This window comes from Paenibacillus agaridevorans (assembly GCF_003112455.1).
GTDB lineage: Bacteria > Bacillota > Bacilli > Paenibacillales > Paenibacillaceae > Pristimantibacillus > Pristimantibacillus agaridevorans.
Map to the genome: position 1 here is coordinate 65,637 of NZ_BDQX01000356.1, position 22,854 is coordinate 88,490.

Consider the following 22,854-nt stretch of genomic DNA (forward strand, 5'->3'; position numbering starts at 1 on the left):
GAGGGTGCATGAAGCGGAGAAACATCAGATTGGCGACCGCGTTTGCCGTGGCGATCATCCTTGTATCGGCGGCGGCCTTTGGGAATACGGCAAGGGAACGGACGCGGCGTTGTTCAGCAATTCATGGGCGCAGACGCCGGACGAAGTCGTCCAGCTCGGCACGCAGCTTAGCGGCATGATGTTGCTGGAGCAGCTTGCTCTTCTGGAGCGGGAAGGCAAGCTTCCATAACGATTAACAATTGATAGAAGAATGACTAAGTCAGAATGGCATAGCGACTAGAGCGAGAGTAAGGGAGTGGAGACAGCATGGTATGGAGCACACGGGCCGATCTGGCCCAGGCAGCGCTGGAAGAACAATTCTGGAATGAACATATCGGTTTGTACAATATTGAGACGCCTTGTCCGAACGGAGAATGCAATACGATTTTTCACTATTGGTGGATGGCCCATGCCGTCGATGCGCTGGCGGATGGCTATATTCGGACAAGGAATGCTGCTTATGTGCAAAGGCTGGAGTCCTTGTACGACGGCTTGCTGAAGCGCAACGGCGGGGCCTTCCCGAACGAGCTGTACGACGACATGGAGTGGATGGCGATTTCTTGGCTGCGCGCATTCGAAGCGACGGGCGTAGAACGATTTAAGGAAGCGGCGCTTCTATTATGGGAGGATATCCAGACAGGCTGGAACAATCATATGGGAGGGGGCATCGCATGGCAGAAGAGTCAGCTCGATTACAAAAATACACCTGCTAACGCCCCTGCCGTCATCCTTGCGGCCAGATTGTATCGACTTTTTCAGAAGGAAGAGGATCTTCAGTGGGCGCTTCGCATCTACGCTTGGCAGAAGGAGAAGCTCGTCGATCCGGACAGCGGCTTCGTCTGGGACGGCATGAACCGGACGGGTGACGGCTCCATCGACAAGGATTGGAAGTTCACCTATTGTCAGGGCGTCTTTGTCGGAGCGGGAGTGGAGTTGTACAAACTGACGAAAGACGAGGCGTATATTCTTGATGCCATCCGAACGGCGGGCGAGACGAAAAGAATACTGACCAATACCGCTACGGGCCTGTTTCCGGACGAAGGCGACGGCGACGGCGGTTTGTTTAAAGGCATACTGGTCCGTTATTTGGCGGAGCTCGCTTTGGAAGCGCCGGGGAGGTCGGAAGCCGAGGAGCTGCTCCTCTCCAATGCGAACAGCCTGTGGAGCCGGGCGCGCGATATGGAACGCAACGTCTTCCACACGGATTGGTCTTCCCTGCCGTCGGAGCGGGTCACGCTGAGCACCCAGCTTAGCGGAATCATGCTGCTGGAACGGGTTGCGGCCTTGGAAGCTGGCGGAGTGTCGCAGACGGCCTAGCGGAAATAGATAAATGTATATAACCGCCGCGTTAATCAGAAAGTATATTCAAGCCACAGGTACGCTCATCTCGGGCGTAATGCTGTGGTTTTTTTGTGTACTTGTTTAGCGCTGGTGATGCTGACGCAAATTATCGGATATGGCGGAGCAGGTGGGATTATGGCGTAGAGTGGCTGGAAAGGTTCTGCAGTTAAGCTGGAGAAAAAGCGAGTTGGCCGTTCATCATAACGGCAAGCTGTTCTGCATTTATATAGGCAAGGCCGTCTTGGACGAAATATCCGCCTTTCAAAACATGCCCGTTATACATGATGCTGCCTTCCTCAAACAGCAGCGAGAAGGAGAGCGCGCCTATCGTAATATCGGCAGATGCAGTCTCTCGATTATAAAAGAGCTGTCCGCTATGTTTCTCCACGTATTCGCGGATCGGCACATAAACCTGGCCGTTTCTCTCGACAGATGTTTTTTGGGAGAAATCAAGTGCCCTGAGCTGCGCATGCTCGATCGGAACAGCGCCGTCTCCGGCGCGAAGGATCTCGACGCTGGGAATGACCGCCGATTCCGCTGCTGGTTCCACGTATGGAGGGTTAAACAGCCCTCCCAGCAAAGTGGCGGTTGCAATCAGTAAGACCGAGGCATTGCGAATTACGAGATTCATAAGGATACCTCCCGGGTATGAGCGTTGAATGAATGTGCTTAATGCCATCTATTGCTCCTAGTCTACCCCTGAAATGTGCTGGCAATGTAAAAGGAATATAAAGTTTTGTTTAAGATCGAACTTCATCCCTTTTCGCCCATTGTCCATAGATACTAATAAACTTTATTGGACACTGTGAAAAATAAAGACATGTTGGATTGTGTTAGTAGTGAAGGAGGGACAACAGGTGCAGGATTTATCTGAGCGAGGGGAAGCGGCTCGCAACGCCGTCATCAACTATTCGGACAATCTGGTCAAGGTAGCTTTCTCCTATCTAAAGAACATGTCGGATGCGGAAGAAGTCGCGCAAGATGTGTTTCTGGCCTATTTGCAGTCGGCTCCGGTCTTCGCGAGCGGCGAACACGAGAAGGCTTGGCTGATCCGGACGACGATCAATAAGTGCAAGAACAGGTTGAAGTCGGGATGGTTCCGGAGACGCGCGGCAATGCCGGACAATCTGGGCGAGCTTACGCGGGACGAACATACGGTTTTGCAGGAAGTGATGTCCTTGGACGTAAAGTACCGGGTCCCGATCCACCTTCATTATTACGAAGGATATTCGCTGGAAGAGATCGCGGATATGCTGCATTCCAAACCCGCTACCGTCGGAACATGGCTCGCGCGCGGACGCAAGATGCTGAGAAGCGTAATAGGAGGAGGACAGGCATGAAAAAACCAGGGTACAAGGAGGCATTATCCAAGCTGAAGATGAGCGAGGACTTTCGGGAACGTACCATAGCGATGCTGGAAAGAGAACAACACAAGATGGAAGCCGATGGAACACTCAAAGGAGAGATTAGAATGAATACAGTGAACACGACGAAAAAGAACAAATGGGCAGCATGGTCGGTAGGCGTGGCGGCTTGCGCGGTGCTGGCGGCAGGCATTGTAGCTTGGGGCGGCAACGACGGCGGCAACGTGCCTGCGCCGGGCACGAATAACGGCGTAGTGGATTCGCAGCAGCCGGCTCCTCCTAGCTCCGGCAAAGCCGTCGTTAACATCGACGGGGTAATCGAAGAAGTAGCAGCGGACGGCAAGAGCTTCCGCGTGGGCGATCTGTGGGTATCGGTAACGGATGAGACGGAATACGGCATCCCGGGCCCTAATGCGCCCGAAGCTTCCGAACAGCTCGTCAGCAAAGAGTTCAAAGTTGGCAACGCGGTATCCGGCTTCACTTCGGATGACGTGGCAAGCGGCAAAGTCACCGCGCAGCGGATCTACAACAATTTCTAAGCTATAAAAAACCTCTTCCTAGGGTGAAGGACATCTGCTCGCAGGCCCTTCAACCAAGGAAGAGGTTTTCTTGACTTATAGGGAAGTATAAGAATTTGCTCATACTTTCTTTATACCTTTCTTCTTGCGTCTGGACCTAACCGATCAGGATGTTGCTTTGACCGGCTGGACGGCCTCGGGCTTTGTGCTTGTCATCTTGCTGCTGCCGTTAAAGACGCCGCCCGACTCGATGATGAGCGAGGCTGCCGTAATATTGCCGTTAAGCACGCCCGTGGAGCTGATGGTCAGCTTGCCGCGTATCTCGGCATCGCCGTTTAGCTGTCCTGCAAGCACGAGGTCGCGGGCGCTTAAATTGGAGTTGGCTACGCCATTCTCCCCGATAATGACATCTCCGTTAGAGGAAATATCCCCGATAATGCTGCCTTCGATGCGAATGCTTGCTTCGGAACGAAGCTTGCCCTCGAAGATCGTACCTTCCCCGATGAGCGTATCTGTCATATCCGGGTTAATTTTGCCCGATCCGGATTTGCTTTTGAACATGTTTACTCACGTTCCTCTCTGTCCTCTTGGATATAGGGAGTAGGGTCGACATGCGTGCCGTTTACGATAACCTCATAATGCAAGTGGGGGCCCGTGCTGCGCCCCGTGTTGCCGAGCTCGCCGATCAACTGGCCTTTGTGCACCTTGTCGCCTACCTCTACATGTCTGGCGTTAAGATGGAGATAACGAGTCTCGATGCCTCTCCCATGATCGATCAAAATATTGTTGCCCTGCGGATAGGTTCTCTCCGACAAGGTGACAACGCCGTCTGCCGCAGCGTAGATGGGATCGCCGCGATTGCCGCCGATGTCCAATCCGTTATGAACGGCGGAACGGCCGGATATAGGATCTCGTCTAACGCCGAAGGTTGAGGTGATTTTTCGATTGTCCGAAGGCCAGATCGTCGGGGTAATGTCCAGCAATTGCTGGTGCTTCAGTATAGCGGACTTGGTTGCTTCCAAGCTGGGTTTTAGCTCGTCCATGAGGCTTGCGAGCAGGTCGAACTCCTGCCCGGTGCGATTCGCAAGGGAAGATGCTTCAGCCGATTGCATCAGGCTAAATTCTTCGCCGCCTTGTCCTCCTTCGCTCAGGGGTATGTTATTTGCTGAGGAGATATGTACGTCCGTCGATTGGATGCCGACGATTTCTTTCAATTGGCTCTCTAACTCCGCAATTTCGCTTATCTTGTTTTCGATCTGATCGGCTTGTGCCGACAGAGTCGTTAGATCGGCTTCCAGAGCCGCAATACGGTCGTTCTTGAACTGCAGCGACTTTTCGTAACCAGACTGCGATAGATCAAGCCGAGCCTGCAGATGTGCGAGCTTCGCAGCGCTGCCGCTGAACAAGGAGATGAATATAGCCGCGCATATTGCCAGCAAGGCGATGGCCGACGGTACGATTACTAATATGTATCCGCTTACGGTAAAACGTTTTACGGATTGGTTCGCTTCGGGAATAATGACGAAAGTAAATAGCTTGGATAACCGTTTCATTTAGGCTCCTGGACCTCCTACTTCAATCCTACTCTTGCACAACCCTGTTTATTCGACAGAATAGGCCTTAATTCCTGCATGGGAGGAAAAAACGTTGCCGCATCTTGATGGAAAGTCGGATTGTACCTTAGCGCGGACTCATGGTACGCTATGGTACGAGTGTAATGGAGTGCAAAGATAACTGAAAAAACGGGCAAGCAGGATGGAAGGAGTGCATGGGTTATGTTGAAATGGGATGGACATACGCATACACGGTTCTGTTATCACGGAAGCGATGCGAAGCAGGAATTGTATTTGGACAGGGCGATCGAGCTGGGATTCCAGCGTTACACCATTAGCGAACATCCGCCGCTTCCGGCAGGCTGGATCGACGATCCTAAGCTGATGGACGAGCTTGCGATGTCGATGGACGAGATGCCGGACTATCTGGCTTACGTTAAAGAAATGAAAGCGAAGTACGAAGGGAAAATCGAAGTGACTATCGGTCTGGAAATCGATTATTTGCCGGGGGCGTCTTCGTTCACGGAGGAGCTGCTGGAGAAATGGGGGAACGAGCTCGAGGATGTTGTCTACTCCGTGCATTATTTGCCCGGCGTCGGCGGCATGCGCTGTATCGATTTCACTGCGGCGGACTTCCGTCGGCATCTGCTCGCCCATTATGGCACGATGGATGAGGTAGCGAACGAATATTACAATCATGCAGAAGCGGCGATTCGTGCAGCCGCCAAGCTGCCGATGCGCAAGCGGATCGGACATATCAACCTGATCGAGAAGTTCCGGACGGAGCTGCCGGAGATTAGCGAAGAATTGATTCGCCGCCGGTTGGAGGGCCTGCTGCCATTGCTGGAGTCGTCCGGCGTAGGCGTTGACGTCAACATGGCGGGGATGCGCGTGGCTACTTGCGGGAAACCTTATGTGCCGGCATGGTTCCTTGCGGAGTGCGCGAAACGCGGCATTGCTTGCGTGTACGGCTCCGACTCGCATAAGCCGGAGCAAGTCGGATTTGGCTACGAATGGTTCGAGGAGACAATGACGCGTGGATGAGCTGGGGAGGGACGCGGAGCAGCAAGCTGCGTCTACGACCGGGAATGAAGATGGACAGGCAGATGCGCCTGCGACCGGGCATGTATTTAGACGGGCAGATGTGCATGGTACGGCCGTGAGGGAATCCGGCGAGGCAGATGTGCCTGGTGCCGCCGTAAGGGAATCCGGCGAGCCGGATGTGCCTATCGCAACGAAGGAATCCAGTCAGCCGGATTCGCCTGTCGAAATGAATGAATCCGGCCATTCAGATGCGCCTGGCGCGGCAGTAAAGGAATTCGTCCATCCAGATGCGCCTGGTGCCGCCTGTAAGGAAGGTGCACAGAACAGTGCGCGTGTTGTCGTGAGGGAAGTGTCCACGAATGACGAGTGTTTGTCCATGTTGATCGCACAGCTAGACGATTACCTGGCGGGCTTGTATCCGCCAGGCGAAATATTCGGCGTGAACTTCTCGGAGCCTTCTACATCGAGCATGGTTTTCGCTGTGGCGTACCTGGAGGGCCGACCCGTGGGCTGCGGCGGAATTCGGAGCCTGGACGGCGACACTGCAGAGTTGAAGCGCTTCTACGTAGTGCCGGATGTTCGCAGGGCGGGGATCGCGGGGAAGGTGTATCGGTTTCTGGAGAAGCGTGCCGTTGAGCGGGGGCATTCGAGACTTCGGCTGGAAACGGGCGAGCCTCAATTCGAGTCCATCGGTTTCTACCGAAAGCAAGGTTTCTACGAGATCGATAGGTTCGGAGAATATGCGGAATGCGAGTCCAGCTACTGCATGGAGAAAATAATCAGCCTATGAGAAGCGGGAAGAATGGTTCCCGCCTCTATAGGCTGTTTTTTGTCGATTAGGAAATGATGCAACAATCTCGAATGAGGATCGCGCACCGAGTTACCACTATAGTTGTTCAGTCTTTATCTTTATAATACAAACAATTTGCCATCGCGAAAATAATAAATATCCTCTCTCTTAAATCCGTATTCTAAGCTCCTATGCTTAATATGTGGTTCAAATGTAAAGAGGGTTACTTCACTCAGCTTAGTCTTATTTCCAGACACAAAATATCTCCTGTTGTCCTTATTAAACTCAATTGTATGGCCCAAATTTCCGGCAAAATCAAGGTTAATATAACCGAGTTGGTTTATTACCTCATTCATATGCAGGTAGACATCTTCAAAAGTCATGTCAGGTTTGATATAGTTCATAAATATGTTATGCAGGTTCTCTTCAACTTTAACCCCATCCATAAGCTCAAATTCATTATTTCTACATTCTAATGCATCTACACCGACAGCCTTCCCATCAATGATAATAAACGTTCGGGCATAGTCGCCCCAATAGGTATTAAACTCCGGACTAAGGTCTACTGTTACAATATCATTCCTGCCGACTAATGTTTCTGAAGGCTTATAACCCTTGCCTGATTCGGAAATGGTTGTTCTCTTTCCAACGTGAACAAATGCCCCTATACCATGATACCAAAAACTATTTACGCCATTGGCTCTCATAATGTCTTCGGTTATACAAACAATTTCACGTTCTGAAATGCCTTCTTTAATTACATTCTTTAACTCGCTTATTGTGGATTTAGCGATGGATTGAACGTGTAGATAATTTGACAATTGCTCCACAAATAACCCACCTTTAACGTAAAGAGTCTTTTTTATTTTTCCCTAATTTAAATAAATGAGCATAATGGTTGGCCGCGCTATTGAATTGTTGCAGATTGAGGAGTACAGCTCTATTCAGATTTCAGTCCTTCAGGTAACGAGTACTTGAGCTTCCAAGCGAAGGAGTCCTTTCGGTGAGTCCATCGATCTGCGCGTGGAGCTTTGAAACACTTATCGACAATGAATGCACGTCCAATTTACTAGAAAATAGTATATTTATTGGTAACTGCTATGGTATAGTGTAATACAATAGTCCTACATACAAATGAAAAGGGAGTGTATTATGTCATGGCAGTTATCGGTCTATTTTCATTCTTTGCAGTACTTTTCTTCATAGTGATGGCGATTATCCCACCACTTAGGCGAAAGATTTCTCCAAGCTTCACCCTCAAGAAAAGTATGTTATTTGGTCTTATTGCATTCATTGTCTTGGTTGTAGCTTTTAGCGTAGATTCTGACGATACGAATATGACTGCCGATGTTGACAAATCAGTTGTCGAAACGGAGTCGGAAACAAAATCTGAACCTACAAGTGAGACAGATAAGAAAGAAGCAGTTGTTGAAGATAAAGTAGAAGTAGCTGTTGCGACACCTGAACCAACAGTCAAACCAACACCTGAGCCAACAGTCAAAGAAACAGCAAGCCAACGCAATGCAGTACGTACAGCAAAGAATTACCTAGAGTACACGGCATTTTCAAGGAAAGGTTTGATAGAGCAGTTAGTGTTTGAAGGTTACGATAATACTGATGCCGAATATGCAGTTGATCGGGTAAACGCAGATTGGAATGAGCAAGCCGCTCTAAAGGCAAAAGATTATCTTGAATACTCGTCATTCTCAGAGCAGGGTTTAATAGAACAATTAGAGTTTGAGGGATTCACGAATGCACAGGCTAAACATGGGGTAAGTATTGCATATGAATAACATATTTGAGGGCGACTAATGGTCGTCCTTTTTGTTTACTGGTAATAGTGTCTTCAGTTCAATCAAGTCGTTTATAACGATATCAGCCTGAGTAAGTTCATCGCTTTGTGCGAAATCAAAATTACATCCTATGGCAACCAAACCGTTGTCTTTTGCTGCATTTATATCTGATAGGCGGTCCCCTACTACTGCTGCATTAGTAATCCCATATTTTACAATAATACTTCTTACTAAGTCTGACTTGTTCAAAGATTCAATTTGTTGAATACTGGAGGCAGTCTAATACTTTATTTTCTCAGTCTACAACTTTATTTTCTTTGGACATACGGACCCGGCCGAGAATCTAACAGACTCACGAGACACTATTAGCCCGTTTTACGCAAGGATCAAATTCTAACGGACAGGAGCGCCGTTATATGGCCGAAATATAGCAAAAAGCTGCTCTGATGGTGCAAATAGAGGCGCGTGTGTCCGTTAGATTTTAGAAACATCAGCTAATCGAAGAATAGCGGCGCTCCTGTCCGTTAGAAGGACAACCTTGCACAACGGAGCAATCAAAATCGCCCGTCAGGGTAATTTTGATACTCAGCATGGTGGGAGCGGCCGCTGCGGGTGGAGACTAAGTCGGCGGCGTCGATCTAAATCTCGCCGACTGGCTGCTTTTCAAGATTTAAGTCGGCGGCGTCGATCTAAAACTCGCCGACCAACTGCTTTTCAAGCTTTAGGTCGGCGGCGTCGATCTAAAACTCGCCGACCAACTGCTTTTCAAGCTTTAAGTCGGCGTCATCGATCTAGAGCTCGCCGACCGACAACTTTTAAAGCATTAAGTCGGCGTCATCGCTCTAAATCCCGCCGTCCGGCTGCTTTTCAGGATTTAAGTCGGCGGCATCGATCTAAATCTCGCCGCCCGGCTGCTTTTCAAGCTTTAAGTCGGCGGCGTCGATCTAAATCTCGCCGTCCGGCTGCTTTTCAAGCTTTAAGTCGGCGGCATCGATCTAAAGCTCGCCGACCAACTGCTTTTCAAGATTTAAGTCGGCGTCATCGCTCTAAATCTCGCCGCTCGGCGGCATTTCAAGCTGCCAGCCACACTCCGCTACCCGATACTGCGCTCGAAGGCCACGATCCATTCACCCTTCGTCGCTGCGTAGCCGGAGTCGCCTTCGGCAACCAGGCCGTAAATATTTTTGACGTCGAGGAATTCGCGGCGCGTGCCATTCTCGAACTCCAGCGTGATGTAGTAATAAGTGCGCGAAGAGGACGACATATGACCGATGCCATCGTTGCCGTGATTATGGTGGTTCGTATGATGTCGCACGTCCATCCGTTTGGCTACGATTTTGGCGAAGGTGCTTTCTTGGGGCGAACTTGCGTTTTTCGCGTGTTTGACCCCTGAGAAGATGATACCGCCGATAACGACCGCGAAGCCGATGACGATTATTATTGGAACAACTGTAATCATGAAGTCAAAGCCGGCCGGAGCGCCGAAAGGATCTCCCATAGTAATACCTCCTGTTATCTTGAAATTTTATCGATTTTCATTTTACGTCATTTCCCGGGAAAATGTTGCAGAATCCAACAGACTTCATCGCAATCTCCCTTTAAGTGCGTGTGCGTGTTAAAAAGATTCCTTATCGAAACCATAAATCCTTGAACCGCACCCAGCTTAACGATTCAAGCGTTATGCCTTGAACGGAGGGGTGGAACGCTGTCTTTAGATGTTTGCGATAAAGGAAGCATAAGCTGTCGCGGCCGGTGAGCTCCTGCTCGATTCGGATGAACAGCTTGGCACGCGCAGCGGGATCGGCCTCCGCCATAACGGCCCGCAATCTATCGTTCATGACCGAGGCGTCGCGATCCGGCATGTGCTGCAGCATGCTCGTATACAGGTCGACGAGCCGGAGCTCCCGGTATTCGTCAAGCATAATCGCGAACAGCAGCAAGTCGGCTTCCATCCGTTCGCCGCCCTTGAACTGCTCCGCCGGCAGAAGCCTGATGTCGAGACGGATGCCTTGCGCTGCCAACAGTTCCGCGACCAGAGAAGCATCCGCCGCATATTGCGGAATGGTCAACAGCGTTAACGCGTTGTTGCCAGAGCGTTCGTAATAGCTGTTCAAACCGGCGATGAGCTCCTCAAGCTCTCCCTCCAAAAGCGCTTCTGGAACGAATGGAGCCTGTCTGCCTTCCTTGTCCCCGCCGCTGGCTCGCAGCCAGAAGCTGGTGGCTTCCTCGATAACGTCGCCAGACAGCAGTCGAAGCAGCTCGCCGCGGTTGATCGCGCGATTCAGCAGCCTTCTGAGCCTTGGGTTAGCCAAAGCGCCGTCCTTTAATTCGTTCATGGACAGGAACTTGCAGGTCGTGCCGGACTGCCGGACTTGCTGCCACTTGGAACCCTCGTTCTCCAACATCCTTACGTTGTGCATCACTTGATATTGCCGCAGCTCGCTGCTGTCCTGATGAGGCTGGCCGTCCGGAATCGGCATCGTCCACAATTCAACCCGGTCCAGAAAGGGCCGTCCCTGAAAATAAACCGGATTCGCCTCCAACGTCAAAATTCTCTGGTCGCTGGAAAGAAGGCGAAAAGGACCGGTGCCTACGGTCGATCCTCCAAGGCTGCCAACTCCGAACCGCTCGCCCTCCGCTTCGCACACATCCTGCGGCACGACGGAAGCGCGGTTCGTGGCGAGGAACGGAAGAAACAGCTCGCACCGTTTCATCAGCTGGAAACGGATAGTCGTGTCGTCAGGCGTCTCGATGGACTGTATCCCGCGGTAAACCCAGCTGTACAAGCCGTCCGGAGCTTGCCGGCGCAAACGTTCGATGGAGTAGGCTGCATCGGCGGCAGTCATCTCCCGTCCATGATGGAACATGACGCCTTTCCTCAGATAAAATGTCCATTCGGTCCGGCTGTTGTCCGACTCCCATGCATGCGCCAGATGCGGAAGCACTTCGTTGCCGCGGCTGTCCATTCGCACGAGGCCGTCGAAAAGCTGGTGGACGAGATGCGATTCTCCAAAATAATGAATATTGGCAGGATCGAGGCTGGCAATCTTGCCGGGAAGCGGAAAGCGCAGCGTATCGGTCCTGCGTTTGCCGTCCACTTGGGACCGAAATCCGAACTGGCTCGTCAGCCAATCCTGGAACGTTTCTCTTGCAGCGAGCCCGTCCGCCCCCTGAAGCGTGTCCAGTCCGGCCTGCAGATCGCCGCGCCCTACATGCTCTTTGGCTTCTTCCAGCAACATATGTTCAAGAGGCACGAGGAACACAAGCTCCGACCGATTGCCTCTGCCGCGGCGCGACTCCCATCTGATCCAGCCGTCGCTTTCCATCCTCTTCAAGATCATGACCATATTGCGCGTCGTGCATGCCAGCCGCTCCGCCAGCTCAAAGGTGGTCGTCAGCGCGGCCTCTCCGTCGGCAATCGACGAATAGGCGCGTCGGAGCGCGATATAATGCCTCCGGATCTTCATATCCGCCAGCCCCTTCCTCTAAAACATGAAATTACGACTTCGCAAATTGCACTTTTTGTTCTTATTTTATAGGTTACAATAAAATTAGGAAAAAGCAAAGAAAAGGGAGGCACGCGTGATGAGAGATCCAGCGCCTTGGCTGAAAAGATATAGCCGGATGTGGATGATCGCCCTGCTGCTCGGTTTCATAGGACAATACTTATTCGTGAGGCAAACGTTCGGTTTGTCGGTACCCATATTCGTCGCCTTGTGTTACGGCTTGTTCTTCTATTCGGTGAAAGGCAGGCTCGGCGGTTTTGATAGATGGAAGGGGCAGTCGAAGACGGGGTGGCTGCTGTTCGGACCGATCGCGGCGCTTGCGGTCAGCTATGCCTTGTTTGCAAATGAACTGTTCCGTTCGCTGAATTTTTTGGGGCTAATGCTGCTAATGGTTGCTCAAAGCATGCTGTTAACGCGAGGCGGCTCGCAGCCATGGCATCGTTTCGGATTTTACGGCGACTTGTTGAAGCAGTGGCTGCTCATTCCGTTAACCCATATAGGGGTGCCTTTCGGCATCCTTGCCGGTTGGTTTCGCATCGAGAAGGGGAGCGGCCGCTTAAGCGGGAAGCTCGGCAAGATCTTACTGGGCCTTGTGATCGCGGCTCCGCTGTTGATTGTCGTCGTGGCGCTTCTTGCTTCTGCAGACGGCATCTTCCGATCCTGGATCGAGAACGTTCCCAATCTTTTCGAAGTCGAATCGGTCGGTGACTGGTTAGTGAGAATATTCATCGGCGGATGCATCTCCTTCTATCTGTTCTGTTTTGTTTGGGGACTGTTGTTCCGAAAGACGAAAAGCGACGATGAAGGGCTCGAGGCAGCGTTTCCCAGGGAGCCCCATGGCAGCACGGCGGAAAAATCAGGTACGGGAGCCCATGTCGATTCGACGATCGCTGCCACCGTTCTGGTCTGCGTGAACTTCGTTTATGTTTTTTTCGTAGCGATCCAATTCTCTTATCTGTTCGGCGCGGCCGAGGGATTGCTGCCTGCAGGGACGGCATATGCGGAATACGCTCGTCGAGGTTTCGCGGAGCTCGTCGCCATTGCCATGATCAACATGGGGATCTTGTTGTTAGGGCTGCATTTCGTCAAGAAGGAGAGCGGGCTGCTAGACCGATTCAGGCAAGTGCTGCTGACCGTGCTCATGAGTTGTACGCTCGTCATGTTAATATCCGCGTACAGCAGGTTATCTTTATACGAGGAGGCATATGGTTTTACACAGCAGCGGCTGCTCGTGCATGGCTTCATGATTCTGCTCGGGATTATGATGATGGCCGCTATCGTCCGAATCTGGTATGGCAGATATTCGCTGGCCAAAGTCAATATTGCGCTTGCGGTTGTAGCATACGTCATTATGAATTATGCTAATCTTGACGCGCGGATTGCGGAGAACAACGCGGAGCGCTATGAGCGGAACGGGCGCATGGACTGGGCGTATATGTCCACCTTGTCGGCGGATGCGGCGCCGGCTCTCCTGAAATTGCAGGAGCGGCATCCGGAACTTAAGGAAGTTCGAGATATTCTAGCGGAATTAAGGCTGGAAGCGAAGGACAGGAAGGGATGGCAGTCCTGGAACCTGTCGCATAGAAGGGCTGAGAAATTAGAAAGTCATGGATAGGACGGGAGGTGAAAGCTTGAGCAGGAGAAAACGATGGCTGTTGCTCTACATTCCGGCTTTCATTTTGGCGATTTATCTCTTCTTGCATTTTGAGAACAACGCGATCGAAATATCGACGCACCGAATCGCATCGGAGAAGCTGCCGCAAGGGTTCGACAGTTATCGAATCGTCCAGCTCTCCGATCTGCAGAGCAAAATGTTCGGAAGGGACCAGCGTCCTCTTCTCAAAAAAGTGGAGAAGCTGAAGCCGGATCTGATCGTGGTCACCGGAGATCTCGTTGACGCGCATCATTATGACGGGGAAGCGAGTTACGCAATGATGGAAGGAATCGTACGTATTGCGCCGGTCTACATGGTGGTAGGCAATCACGAATATTCGGCGGCCGAGTATCCGAAGCTCGAGGAGCGTCTGATCAAGCTGGGCGTGCGCGTGCTGCGCAATGAACATGATATTATCCCGCTTGGAGACGGCTTTTTGCGACTGGTCGGCGTCGATGATCCGCTGTTTAACCGGGAAGGCGACGGGAGCGCGGACAAGCTGAATATGCATCTGGCGGAAGCGATGGAAGACATCGAACATCCGGAATCGTATACGATTCTTCTCTCTCACCGGCCTGAGCTGTTCGACGTATATGCCGAGCAAGGACTGGATTTGACCTTCGCCGGACATGCGCATGGCGGTCAATTCCGTATTCCGTTCGTGGGGGGCGTCTATTCCCCCGAGCAGGGCTTCTGGCCGAAGCTGTCGGAGGGAAAACACGACAAAAACGGCTCATCGCTCATTATCAGCAGGGGCCTTGGCAACAGCGTCATCCCTCAACGGTTATTTAACCGGCCCGAGATGATTTCGGTGGATCTGGTTCGTGGTGGAGGAACATCGTAGAACATGTCTTGCAAGCTTACAAAAAGGCGATTGTTCCTAATGGATGAGCCAATGCGCTGCTCGGCCCGATCGCGTACAATAGGGTATGGATCATGACGAAATCGAAGGATGAGAGACCATGCCCTGCTACCACGGGAAAGTTGTCATAGTCAGAAACGAAGGCACGATTATTTTCGGACATATATGGGAGAATTCCCCGAGCTCGAGTTCCAAAACAATTACGGGCCCCGGCGAGAGCACGGTGGAGGAAGAGGAGCTGGCAAGCGCTGAAAGCAGCTCCGTCAGGCGCCGGCGCCACCGTAAAGCACGGGGATGCAAGAAGCGAAAGCGGTAATTGCCTGATTGGCCGTGATCGCACCTTCCCCGTGCATCTCGGAGCGGACTCCGCTGATGGATCGATGGATTTCGAAAAATGATTTAACAGAATTGGATCTCCGCAGGCTAATTTTGCCTTGCAATAGCCCATTAAACTGAGGGCGCATACATATCGGTTGTTACGGGACTCGAGAATTCGGGTCTTTTTTGACGTATGGAGTTTGTTAGTCCTTTCTCTATACGTTTCGTCGAAACGATGGCGTCGATAGACAGGTTAGTTCATTGCCTATTCATTCTCCGGTATTGAGCCGGCGTCATTCCGTACACCTTTTTGAAGATCGAATAGAACGTGTTAAGCGACGAAAAGCCGAAGTTATGGATGATCTGCTCGATTGCTGCGTCAGAGGCAATCAATTCCCGGCAAATGCAATCGAGGCGTTTCTCCGATATTGTATCCGTAATCGATTGGTTCGTTTCCATTTTATATAAACCGCGAAAATAGTTTACGGATAAACCCAGATGATCGGCCAACATGGTGGCGGACAAGTTCGGGTCGGTTAATCGCTCGTCAATAAACCGGTGGGCCTGCTCGATCAGGGCGACGTTTTTGGAAAGGCCGCGGGCAGCCGCGATGTCCTCCAGGGTCCTGCTTGTGAGCGATTCAATCCAAGACGCCACGTTCTCCATCGTTTCCAGCTGCGTGATTTGGGTTTCAATCGAAGTCAGCCCCCATGAGCTGGAGAGCGGCTGACCAGCGTGTTCCTGCATAAGCCGGCGGATGTCCATGAACAAGATAATCAACGACATTTTACTTTCAAAGTAGGGCAATTCCCGCATCCTGGCTACCGCGGAGCGTATGGTCTCCAAAACGGTATCCGCGTTTCCCTTGGAAAGGGCCTGGGCCATTTGCCGCTCTTTGTCCACGGGCAGGTGATACAATTCTCCCGGAGCGTCGGCTAGCCATTCTTTCACTATGATCGTACCATGGCCGAATTGGAATCGTTCCTGCGTCAGTTCATACGTTTCCATATAGATCTCATGCATGTCGGTCAAGCTAGGCAGCATCCTGCCCCAGGCGACCGTCGTGCCGATGGACAAATATTGCCGGATCAACTGCTGGGAGACTTGCAGCTTCCCCGCGAATTCATCGGACAATGGAGCCGATAAGACAACCGCCACGTGATCGTTCCCCATGTCCACCGTTTGCGGCTTGTGCCTGGACGATTGCAGCGACTCTTGAATAATATTGGACATGGCAAACCGAAGCAGACGCCGGTCCTTCTCCGGATAGGTATCCGAAAATTCCGAGAAGCGGTCGATCCGGTAGATGGCCACCGACAGCTGGTCTTCCGGCAGATCAATTCCCCATTCTTGGAATTGCGAGCGTATTTCCTCTAGCGAATGGTAGATATCCCCTAGAAAATCACGCAAAAACCGCTCCCTGCCCAAAGTTTTATGATGCCGGGATTGCTCGGTCAGGACATGAATCCGTTGGTGTTGAGCCGTGAATACATTGGATAAGTAGTCAAGCTCATTCGCGCTATATCCTTCGCCCGGCTTCTCGGCCTGGTGCTGCCGCATAACTCTGCTAATCAGTTCTTGAATAGGGGAATACACCCGTTTGGAAATCAGAACGATAACGGTCAACGATGCCAGGAACAGAACGAGAAACAAGATAAGGCTTGTGTTGCGAAGAACCGCGATTTTCCCCAAGATGGCCGACTTCGGTATCGTCTCGATAAAGCTCCAGTCCTGAATGCCTTTAATGGAGGAGCTCGCGTAAACCATCAGCTGCTCTTCCTGCTTGCGGGGCTGAAACAGCTTCCAGCCGCTGGCCCCTTTACTTCCGTGGCTCCTGAGCTCCGCCACTTGTTCCCGATTCAAAGGAATGCTGCTATACACCGTCTCGTCCCTATCATTCAGAACCGTGATCGACCTGTTCGCGTAATTCGAATTGTTTTGAAGCAAGGTCATCAAGTCATGCGTGTCCACGTTCAGAACAAATGCCGAGATGGAGCTTCCTTTTTCGTAAAATCGGACGATGGTCATGACTTCTTTGGCCTCTTGCCCTGCAAGAGGAGAGGACAAGGTTCTTGGAATGAGCACGCTGTGGTCCGCCGTATTCGGATCTCGCAAACGCTCGATAATATCCTGATCGTAAAAAGACTCGGCGTCGTTGAGTCCAAGCCTGGAATCCACTATGGTATTCGTGTAATCGTTGATCAGATAGACGGAATGGATAGAAGGGTTAGCGTTCTTGATGTCCGTAAGACGGCTCCATACCTCGTACGTTTCCAAATCGCTGTAACGATCCGAAAGGGCATATACCTTGAGAATGCTATCATTGCTGGAAGAAAAGCTGAACTCGAGCGACCACTCCATCAGCCGCGCCGTATTCCGCGCGCCATTCGCCAGCAGGGATTCGGAATGATCGCCGATCTCTTCGAGAAGCGTCTTGGAGGACTGCCAATTAAGCAAGGCAAAGGATACGGCCAGAACGAGAACGTTGGCGCTGACAAAATAAAAAATAAGCTTCATATAAGTAGGATGCCGCTTCAGCGAAGCGAGAAGCGGAAGTGAAAGCTTCATGCTCTAAAACCCCCGTTATTGTAACTGTCGAGTCTATAAATTTGCAGACTCATTATAGCATAACGAGTCTTCCCGCCCGCGAAATCGGTAATTTCGGTAATTGTGTTATTTTTGGGAAGGTCGTAAATCCGCGTTTTCAGGATAAATTGGTGCTTGCCGGAATTGCCGCGGCGTCGAACGCCGAGTAAGGTAACGGTATAGATAACGGGACAACGATGCCATTGCCCGTATCCAATGAAAGGAGGGGAGTAAAACGATGTCGTATCCGCTTAGCGCAAGGAAGCCGTCCAAACTGAAGCACATCGCCCAAAATCCTTTTCTTTACGGGATGGCCGTGCCGGGGCTGCTGTTCTTTCTCGTATTCAGTTATTTTCCCATATACGGGGTCATGATCGCCTTCAAGGATTACAATTACGCCAAAGGCATTACGGGTAGCGAATGGGTTGGTTTTAGAAACTTCGAGTACTTCTTTACTTCGGATGACTTCTGGGTCATTCTGCGCAACACGCTGACGTTGAACATGCTGTTCATTGTGTTCACTACGGTGGCGGCGGTATTGATCGCGCTGATGTTTAACGAAATCCGCAACAAGTATTTCAAACGAATCTCGCAGTCTCTTATTTTTCTTCCTTATTTTATGTCCTGGATTGTGGTAGGCATGATCGTCCAATCCTTATTCGGCGGAGAAGAACCGATGGTGAACACATGGCTGCAAAGCATGGGCTTCGAGCCGATTAACTGGATGTTCGAGTCGAAGGTTTGGCCGTACATTTTGACGGTCATTCGCGTGTGGCAGGGAGCGGGATATCTCTCCATCATTTTCTTGGCCGCCATTACCGGCATATCCGAGGATTTGTACGAGGCCGCCCGAATCGACGGAGCATCCAAGCCGCAGATCGTGCTGCGCATCACGCTGCCGCTGCTCGTTCCGACGATCATGATCATGACCTTGCTGGCCGTGGGCAAAATTTTCAACGGGGATTTCGCCATGATTTATGCCATCATCGGGGACAATTCCATGCTGTATCCGACGACCGACGTCATTGATACGTTTGTCTTCCGGTCCATGAGACAGCTGCGAGACTTCGGCATGTCTTCGGCCGTTGGTTTGTTCCAATCGGTCATGGGGCTGATTTTCGTCATTGCCGCCAACTGGATCACCCGAAGAGTGTCCAAAGAATCTGCTTTATTCTAGGGGAGTAAAACGATGAGACAGAAACAGAGCGCCGCGGATCGGTCGCTAACGGTGTTTGCTTATACGTTTATTTTGTTGTTCACCATCTTTTGTTTGTTTCCTTTTCTGCTGATGATCATCGGCTCTTTTACCGACGAAGGAGAATTGATCGCGAACGGCTATACCCTGTTCCCGCAGAAATTATCGCTCGCCGCGTATAAGGCGGTTTTGCAGTCCGACGTCCTGTTTAACGGCTACGCGGTTACGATTTTTATCACGGTCGTGGGCGCATTAAGCGCATTGTGCATTTCCGCCATGCTTGGTTATTCGCTTGCCAACAAACGGAATGTCCTGAAGACGCCTTTTCTCCTGTTTTGTTATTTGCCCATGCTTTTTTCCGGAGGCATCATTCCGTTCTATATTGTCGTCAGCCAATGGCTGGACTTGCAAAATACCGTCTGGGTGCTCATCCTGACGATGTTATGCCAGCCGTTCCTCGTCTTCCTGCTGGTCAGTTTCTTCCGAACGATTCCCGAGGAGCTGGAGGAAGCCGCAAGAATAGACGGCGCGAATGAAATGAGGATTTTCTTTCAAATCATGATTCCCATCTCGAAGCCGATTCTGGCCTCCGTCGGGCTGTTCTATGCGCTGAATTACTGGAATGATTGGTTTATGGGGTTGATGTTCGTGGACAATGAGAAATTGTTCCCGCTGCAATTGATCCTGCGCCGGATGGTATCCAATATGGAGGCCGCCAAAAATCTCATTCCTTCCGGCGTGGCCATTGCCGTGACGCCGCCGACTTATGGCGTGCGGATGGCGACGACCGTACTGACGATCGGCCCGATCGTGCTGTTGTATCCGATGCTGCAGAAGTATTTCGTCAAAGGTTTGACCGTAGGCGCCGTCAAAGGGTAGGCGCGATATTCCGGCATTAACCGGATTAACCGGTTAATCATAAATAGGCTTTTCAAGTATACAGGGGAGGGTAACGAGATGAGAGTAAAGAAAATGTTCGGCGCGGCGACGACGGCGGTATTGGTTTCGTCGCTTGTGATGGCGGGTTGCGCAAGCAATGCGGAGACTGGCGGCAATGAAGGGAAGGCTCCGGCGAATACGGGGAGCGCGGCGCCAGCGCCGAAAGAAACGGTGACCTTGAAGGCGTATTTCCCGGGGGATAAACCGGCGGGTTTCGACGAGGTGCTGCAGGCGGTCAATGACAAATTGAAGGCGGACAACGTCGGGGCGGCCCTGAATGTCAATTTCCTGCCATGGACCGACTACGGCAATGCCGTATCCGTGAAGATGTCCGCCGGGGAAGATTTCGACATGTATTTGGATGCCCCGTGGTTGTCCATGAACCAGATGATCGCCAGCAATTCTTTGGTGCAGCTGGATGAGATGGTGGCCAAGCGTCCGGAGCTGCAAGCATCCATTCCCGAAGAGATGTGGGAGTACAACAAATTCGACGGCAAAATTATGGGCGTTCCGCTCGGCACGACTCAGGGGCAGCTGTACGGCCTGCTGATCCGCAAAGATTTGCGCGAGAAATACGGTCTTCCGGAGCTGAAAACGCTCGACGATCTGGAAACCTTCTTGTATACGGTCAAAGAAAAGGAACAAGACGTCAAGCCCTTTGTCATCAACGGCATCAAAGCCGACAAACTGCCATTCATACTGAGCGATTCCGCCAATCTGGCACTTGATGAGGTGCTTGAAATCGGCGTCAACATGTTCGCCTATTCCACCAAGGACAAGAAAGTCGTCGGTCAATGGGAAAGCCCGATGATCGCCGACGCTTACGAGCGCGTCACCCGGTATTACCAGGACGGGATCCTCTCCAAAAATATTGCCCAGGAGCAAAATGCGGAAACGCTGTTCAAGCAAGGCAAGTATGCAGCTACCTATTACGCAGCCGATGGGGTGGAAGGACTGAAGTATTCGGAAATGCTGCAAGACGGCAGCGATAAGCTGGAAGTGTTCATTCCGAACGGCGATCAGGCCAAGCCGTATACCGCTTTCCAGCAATGGAATTTCCTTTGCATTCCGGCTTCCTCCAAAAATCCCGAGCTGGCCATGGACGTAGCCAACTGGCTGTCGATTAAGGAAAATCACGATTTGATGGAATACGGGATTCAAGGCAAGGACTGGGAGCCTGTCGGAGAAACAAGCTACAAGGTGCTGTCGAGCTACACATTCCCAGGCTACGTGCTGACCTGGCGTCCGACGCTTAACCGCACGCCGGACACGATGTCGGCAGATGACAAGAAATGGTTCGACTTCTCGACCAACCCTGCCAACTTCACGCTAAGTCCAACGGCCGGCTTTAACTTCAATGCGGAAAAGGTGAAGACGGAATACGCCAAAATTACGCCGCTTCACGATTCAATATTCCTGCCGCTGAACCAAGGTTTGTTGGCTGCCGAAGAAGGCAAGAAGACGCTGGGAGAGAAGATGGCCAGCCTCGGCGGACAAAAAGTGATCGATGAAATTCAGGCGCAAATCGACGCGGTTGTAGCAGGTAAATAACGGCACCCATGAAAGAGGTTTTGGTTATGAACATAATACGCAGCGCGCAAAATCCCGTCATACGGGTGGAGGACGTAGCGCCTTCCCGCCCCGACTTTAAAGTGTTAGGCGCGTTTAATGCGGGCGTCGCGCAGCTGGGGGACGAAACGATCCTGCTGCTGCGCGTAGCGGAGGCGCCGGTAACGGACAATGCAGACGAGGTGCTCGTCCCACGGTTGAACGATGCCGGCACCTCCGTACTTATAGAACGTTACGACAAGGCCGATTCGCGCTATGATTTCTCCGACTCGCGCTTCATCTCGCAATACGGACGCACGATCATGCTGACTTCCTTGTCCCATCTCCGGGTGGCGCGCAGCAAGGACGGCATTCGATTCGAAGTTGAACCGCAGCCCGCTTTGTTTCCGGAGCATGCTCTGGAGGCTTGGGGGATCGAAGATCCGCGCGTGACGCAAATCGGGGACGTCTACTACATCACGTATAGCGCCGCGTCAGCGCATGGCGTCGGCGTCGGCTTGGTGGAGACTCGGGACTTTCGAGCGTTCAAACGCCGCGGGATGATGCTGGCTCCCGAAAATAAGGATGTCATGTTATTCCCGGAAAAAATAAACGGCAAATACTACGCCTTGCATCGTCCGGTACCGAAAGCGTTCGGCGCTCCCGAGATGTGGATTGCCGAGTCGCCCGATCTCGATCATTGGGGGAACCATCGTTTCCTGATGGGGTTAAGCGCGCAAGGCTGGGATTCGGCCCGCATGGGCGGCGGCGCGGTCCCGATTCGAACCGAGCACGGCTGGCTCGCCCTGTACCACGGAGCGGACGCCAACCATCGTTATTGTATGGGCGCCGCGTTGCTTGACCTGGAGGATCCCGGGAAGGTCATCGCTAGATCCCGCATTCCGGTATTGGAGCCGGAAGCGGCGTACGAGGTGAACGGATTTTTCGGCAAGGTCGTCTTCTCCTGCGGGGCCTTGCTGCTGGATGGGACGGTACGCATGTATTACGGCGCGGCGGACGAAGTGATGGCCGTAGCGGACATCCCGCTGGAGACGATATTCAATACGTTTTCGTGATGATTTCTTGCGCAAGGTTGAAGGCAGTTCTAGCTGCCTTCTCCCGTTCGGGAGAAAAGTAAGCGCTACCAGCGGTTTTCGAGGACGGATGGACAAAGGAGCGGATTCATATGGCACGTCAGAGGCAAAGGAAGGCAAGGCGGGTATGTCTTGCTGTTCAAGGAGGGAATGCGCATGAGTAAACGCTGGAGTAGACTGTTGAAATCGTTGTTGGCATTGATTCTGTTAGCAGGAACGTGGGGCGGTATGCCTCTGGGTTCGATTCAAGCTGCGGAACGCGGCACGTTGAGCATGGATCAGACGGTTGTAGAGCGGGGGCAGCCGCTCACCATTCACTATACAGGTGCCCAAGGCAGCAAGGATTGGATCGGCATTTATCGCGTTGGCGAAACGCCGAAAAAAGGGACAAACGCGTGGAAGTGGGAATATGTCGCCGACATGCCCTCCGGCACGGTCACGCTGACGGATGACAGCGAGGGACGCAAGGAGTACCCCAAACTGTCGGATTTGGCGACGGGCCAGTATTACATCGCCTTTTTGCTGAATGACGGGTATACGGAGCATGCCGACCGCTTCGCTTTCACCATAGTGGACGAAGTCGTCCCGGGGCCCGATCCGGACATGGAGCTCTCGGTCATGAGCTTCAATCTCTGGGCGGGAGATGCCATCAAAAAAGCCGGCAAGGAGAAGGTCATCGAGTTTCTGGCCGACGTCATCCGGACGGCGGG

General features: G+C 51.9%; 21 protein-coding genes and 1 pseudogene. 14 read left to right on the forward strand and 8 right to left on the reverse strand.

Translation table 11 applies throughout. The annotated features are described in order from the left end of the window. The first annotated feature begins 4 nt into the window (after positions 1-4). Both PAT3040_RS27610 and PAT3040_RS27615 read left to right on the forward strand, forming a co-directional pair. A complete protein-coding gene (locus PAT3040_RS27610) occupies positions 5-229 on the forward strand; it encodes a hypothetical protein (RefSeq protein ID WP_181376875.1) in 225 nt (74 codons plus the stop codon). A 77-nt stretch (positions 230-306) separates the two neighbouring features. Beyond that, positions 307-1,356 (forward strand): glycoside hydrolase family 76 protein, encoded by a 1,050-nt coding sequence (locus tag PAT3040_RS27615; RefSeq protein ID WP_108995215.1) that lies wholly within the window; start codon positions 307-309, stop codon positions 1,354-1,356. A gap of 190 nt (positions 1,357-1,546) precedes the next feature. Here the strand turns inward: PAT3040_RS27615 and PAT3040_RS27620 are convergent, their stop codons facing one another. Beyond that, on the reverse strand, positions 1,547-2,011 hold the full coding sequence (locus tag PAT3040_RS27620) for a hypothetical protein (protein WP_108995216.1): 465 nt from the start codon (positions 2,009-2,011) through the stop codon (positions 1,547-1,549). A 226-nt stretch (positions 2,012-2,237) separates the two neighbouring features. On the opposite strand from PAT3040_RS27620, the gene PAT3040_RS27625 reads away from it, so the two are divergent. Together PAT3040_RS27625 and PAT3040_RS27630 are read left to right on the forward strand one after the other, a co-directional pair. Then, positions 2,238-2,720 (forward strand): RNA polymerase sigma factor, encoded by a 483-nt coding sequence (locus tag PAT3040_RS27625; RefSeq protein ID WP_108995217.1) that lies wholly within the window; start codon positions 2,238-2,240, stop codon positions 2,718-2,720. Beyond that, positions 2,717-3,283, forward strand: coding sequence for a hypothetical protein (locus tag PAT3040_RS27630; RefSeq protein ID WP_108995218.1), 567 nt, complete (start codon positions 2,717-2,719; stop codon positions 3,281-3,283). The genes PAT3040_RS27625 and PAT3040_RS27630 overlap by 4 nt, the downstream gene beginning before the upstream one ends. A gap of 144 nt (positions 3,284-3,427) precedes the next feature. Here the strand turns inward: PAT3040_RS27630 and PAT3040_RS27635 are convergent, their stop codons facing one another. Together PAT3040_RS27635 and PAT3040_RS27640 are read right to left on the reverse strand one after the other, a co-directional pair. Then, a complete protein-coding gene (locus PAT3040_RS27635; RefSeq protein ID WP_108995219.1) occupies positions 3,428-3,823 on the reverse strand; it encodes a bactofilin family protein in 396 nt (131 codons plus the stop codon). 2 nt (positions 3,824-3,825) lie between these two features. Next, a complete protein-coding gene (locus tag PAT3040_RS27640; RefSeq protein ID WP_108995220.1) occupies positions 3,826-4,815 on the reverse strand; it encodes a M23 family metallopeptidase in 990 nt (329 codons plus the stop codon). Positions 4,816-5,037: 222 nt separating this feature from the next. Between PAT3040_RS27640 and hisJ the strand changes: the two genes are divergently transcribed. Continuing rightward, complete coding sequence (gene hisJ, locus PAT3040_RS27645; RefSeq protein ID WP_108995221.1) at positions 5,038-5,859, forward strand: histidinol-phosphatase HisJ; 822 nt, start codon at positions 5,038-5,040, stop codon at positions 5,857-5,859. Then, positions 5,852-6,649 (forward strand): GNAT family N-acetyltransferase, encoded by a 798-nt coding sequence (locus PAT3040_RS39070; protein ID WP_258235191.1) that lies wholly within the window; start codon positions 5,852-5,854, stop codon positions 6,647-6,649. The genes hisJ and PAT3040_RS39070 overlap by 8 nt, the downstream gene beginning before the upstream one ends. A 119-nt stretch (positions 6,650-6,768) precedes the next feature. Here PAT3040_RS39070 and PAT3040_RS27655 read toward each other — a convergent pair whose 3' ends face one another. Beyond that, complete coding sequence (locus PAT3040_RS27655; RefSeq protein ID WP_181376876.1) at positions 6,769-7,479, reverse strand: M24 family metallopeptidase; 711 nt, start codon at positions 7,477-7,479, stop codon at positions 6,769-6,771. Between the two features lie 327 nt (positions 7,480-7,806). Here PAT3040_RS27655 and PAT3040_RS27660 point away from each other — a divergent pair, with 327 nt between their 5' ends. Then, positions 7,807-8,442, forward strand: coding sequence for an Ltp family lipoprotein (locus PAT3040_RS27660; protein WP_219930327.1), 636 nt, complete (start codon positions 7,807-7,809; stop codon positions 8,440-8,442). A 15-nt stretch (positions 8,443-8,457) separates the two neighbouring features. Here PAT3040_RS27660 and PAT3040_RS27665 read toward each other — a convergent pair. The 3 genes and pseudogenes from PAT3040_RS27665 to PAT3040_RS27675 form a co-directional block, all read right to left on the reverse strand. Then, positions 8,458-8,712, reverse strand: a pseudogene (locus tag PAT3040_RS27665) (HAD hydrolase-like protein); the annotation flags it as partial. Between the two features lie 823 nt (positions 8,713-9,535). Next, entirely contained in the window at positions 9,536-9,940 is a 405-nt protein-coding gene (locus PAT3040_RS27670; RefSeq protein ID WP_087569725.1) for a DUF2500 domain-containing protein, read from the reverse strand. Positions 9,941-10,070: 130 nt separating this feature from the next. Then, the gene (locus PAT3040_RS27675) at positions 10,071-11,909 is read right to left on the reverse strand and encodes an ABC transporter substrate-binding protein (RefSeq protein WP_108995222.1); all 1,839 of its coding nucleotides are present in this window, start codon (positions 11,907-11,909) and stop codon (positions 10,071-10,073) included. Between the two features lie 118 nt (positions 11,910-12,027). Between PAT3040_RS27675 and PAT3040_RS27680 the strand changes: the two genes are divergently transcribed. Both PAT3040_RS27680 and PAT3040_RS27685 read left to right on the forward strand, forming a co-directional pair. Continuing rightward, positions 12,028-13,563, forward strand: a complete 1,536-nt coding sequence (locus PAT3040_RS27680; RefSeq protein WP_108995223.1) for a DUF4153 domain-containing protein — start codon at positions 12,028-12,030, stop codon at positions 13,561-13,563. A gap of 16 nt (positions 13,564-13,579) precedes the next feature. Next, on the forward strand, positions 13,580-14,446 hold the full coding sequence (locus tag PAT3040_RS27685; protein WP_181376877.1) for a metallophosphoesterase: 867 nt from the start codon (positions 13,580-13,582) through the stop codon (positions 14,444-14,446). 594 nt (positions 14,447-15,040) lie between these two features. Here PAT3040_RS27685 and PAT3040_RS27695 read toward each other — a convergent pair. Further along, positions 15,041-17,350, reverse strand: coding sequence for a helix-turn-helix transcriptional regulator (locus PAT3040_RS27695; protein ID WP_108995226.1), 2,310 nt, complete (start codon positions 17,348-17,350; stop codon positions 15,041-15,043). 256 nt (positions 17,351-17,606) lie between these two features. Between PAT3040_RS27695 and PAT3040_RS27700 the strand changes: the two genes are divergently transcribed. The 5 genes from PAT3040_RS27700 to PAT3040_RS37495 form a co-directional block, all read left to right on the forward strand. Beyond that, positions 17,607-18,545 carry an ABC transporter permease gene (locus PAT3040_RS27700; protein WP_108995227.1) on the forward strand — a complete coding sequence of 313 codons (939 nt, stop codon included), beginning with the start codon at positions 17,607-17,609 and terminating at the stop codon, positions 18,543-18,545. Positions 18,546-18,557: 12 nt separating this feature from the next. Continuing rightward, complete coding sequence (locus tag PAT3040_RS27705; protein ID WP_108995228.1) at positions 18,558-19,442, forward strand: carbohydrate ABC transporter permease; 885 nt, start codon at positions 18,558-18,560, stop codon at positions 19,440-19,442. 78 nt (positions 19,443-19,520) lie between these two features. Next, entirely contained in the window at positions 19,521-21,053 is a 1,533-nt protein-coding gene (locus tag PAT3040_RS27710) for an extracellular solute-binding protein (RefSeq protein WP_108995229.1), read from the forward strand. A 26-nt stretch (positions 21,054-21,079) separates the two neighbouring features. After that, the gene (locus tag PAT3040_RS27715) at positions 21,080-22,126 is read left to right on the forward strand and encodes a glycoside hydrolase family 130 protein (protein ID WP_108995230.1); all 1,047 of its coding nucleotides are present in this window, start codon (positions 21,080-21,082) and stop codon (positions 22,124-22,126) included. 174 nt (positions 22,127-22,300) lie between these two features. Continuing rightward, the coding region (locus tag PAT3040_RS37495) for a hypothetical protein (protein WP_219930328.1) at positions 22,301-22,854 on the forward strand (554 nt) is incomplete at its 3' end.

Coding starts and splice junctions, on each gene's coding strand:
- PAT3040_RS27615 (WP_108995215.1), top strand. CDS start 307: ATGGTATGGAGCACACGGGCCGATCTGGCCCAGGCAGCGCTGGAAGAA.
- PAT3040_RS27620 (WP_108995216.1), bottom strand. CDS start 2,011: ATGAATCTCGTAATTCGCAATGCCTCGGTCTTACTGATTGCAACCGCC.
- PAT3040_RS27630 (WP_108995218.1), top strand. CDS start 2,717: ATGAAAAAACCAGGGTACAAGGAGGCATTATCCAAGCTGAAGATGAGC.
- PAT3040_RS27635 (WP_108995219.1), bottom strand. CDS start 3,823: ATGTTCAAAAGCAAATCCGGATCGGGCAAAATTAACCCGGATATGACA.
- PAT3040_RS27640 (WP_108995220.1), bottom strand. CDS start 4,815: ATGAAACGGTTATCCAAGCTATTTACTTTCGTCATTATTCCCGAAGCG.
- hisJ (WP_108995221.1), top strand. CDS start 5,038: ATGTTGAAATGGGATGGACATACGCATACACGGTTCTGTTATCACGGA.
- PAT3040_RS27660 (WP_219930327.1), top strand. CDS start 7,807: ATGGCAGTTATCGGTCTATTTTCATTCTTTGCAGTACTTTTCTTCATA.
- PAT3040_RS27670 (WP_087569725.1), bottom strand. CDS start 9,940: ATGGGAGATCCTTTCGGCGCTCCGGCCGGCTTTGACTTCATGATTACA.
- PAT3040_RS27675 (WP_108995222.1), bottom strand. CDS start 11,909: ATGAAGATCCGGAGGCATTATATCGCGCTCCGACGCGCCTATTCGTCG.
- PAT3040_RS27680 (WP_108995223.1), top strand. CDS start 12,028: ATGAGAGATCCAGCGCCTTGGCTGAAAAGATATAGCCGGATGTGGATG.
- PAT3040_RS27695 (WP_108995226.1), bottom strand. CDS start 17,350: ATGAAGCTTTCACTTCCGCTTCTCGCTTCGCTGAAGCGGCATCCTACT.
- PAT3040_RS27700 (WP_108995227.1), top strand. CDS start 17,607: ATGTCGTATCCGCTTAGCGCAAGGAAGCCGTCCAAACTGAAGCACATC.
- PAT3040_RS27705 (WP_108995228.1), top strand. CDS start 18,558: ATGAGACAGAAACAGAGCGCCGCGGATCGGTCGCTAACGGTGTTTGCT.
- PAT3040_RS27710 (WP_108995229.1), top strand. CDS start 19,521: ATGAGAGTAAAGAAAATGTTCGGCGCGGCGACGACGGCGGTATTGGTT.
- PAT3040_RS27715 (WP_108995230.1), top strand. CDS start 21,080: ATGAACATAATACGCAGCGCGCAAAATCCCGTCATACGGGTGGAGGAC.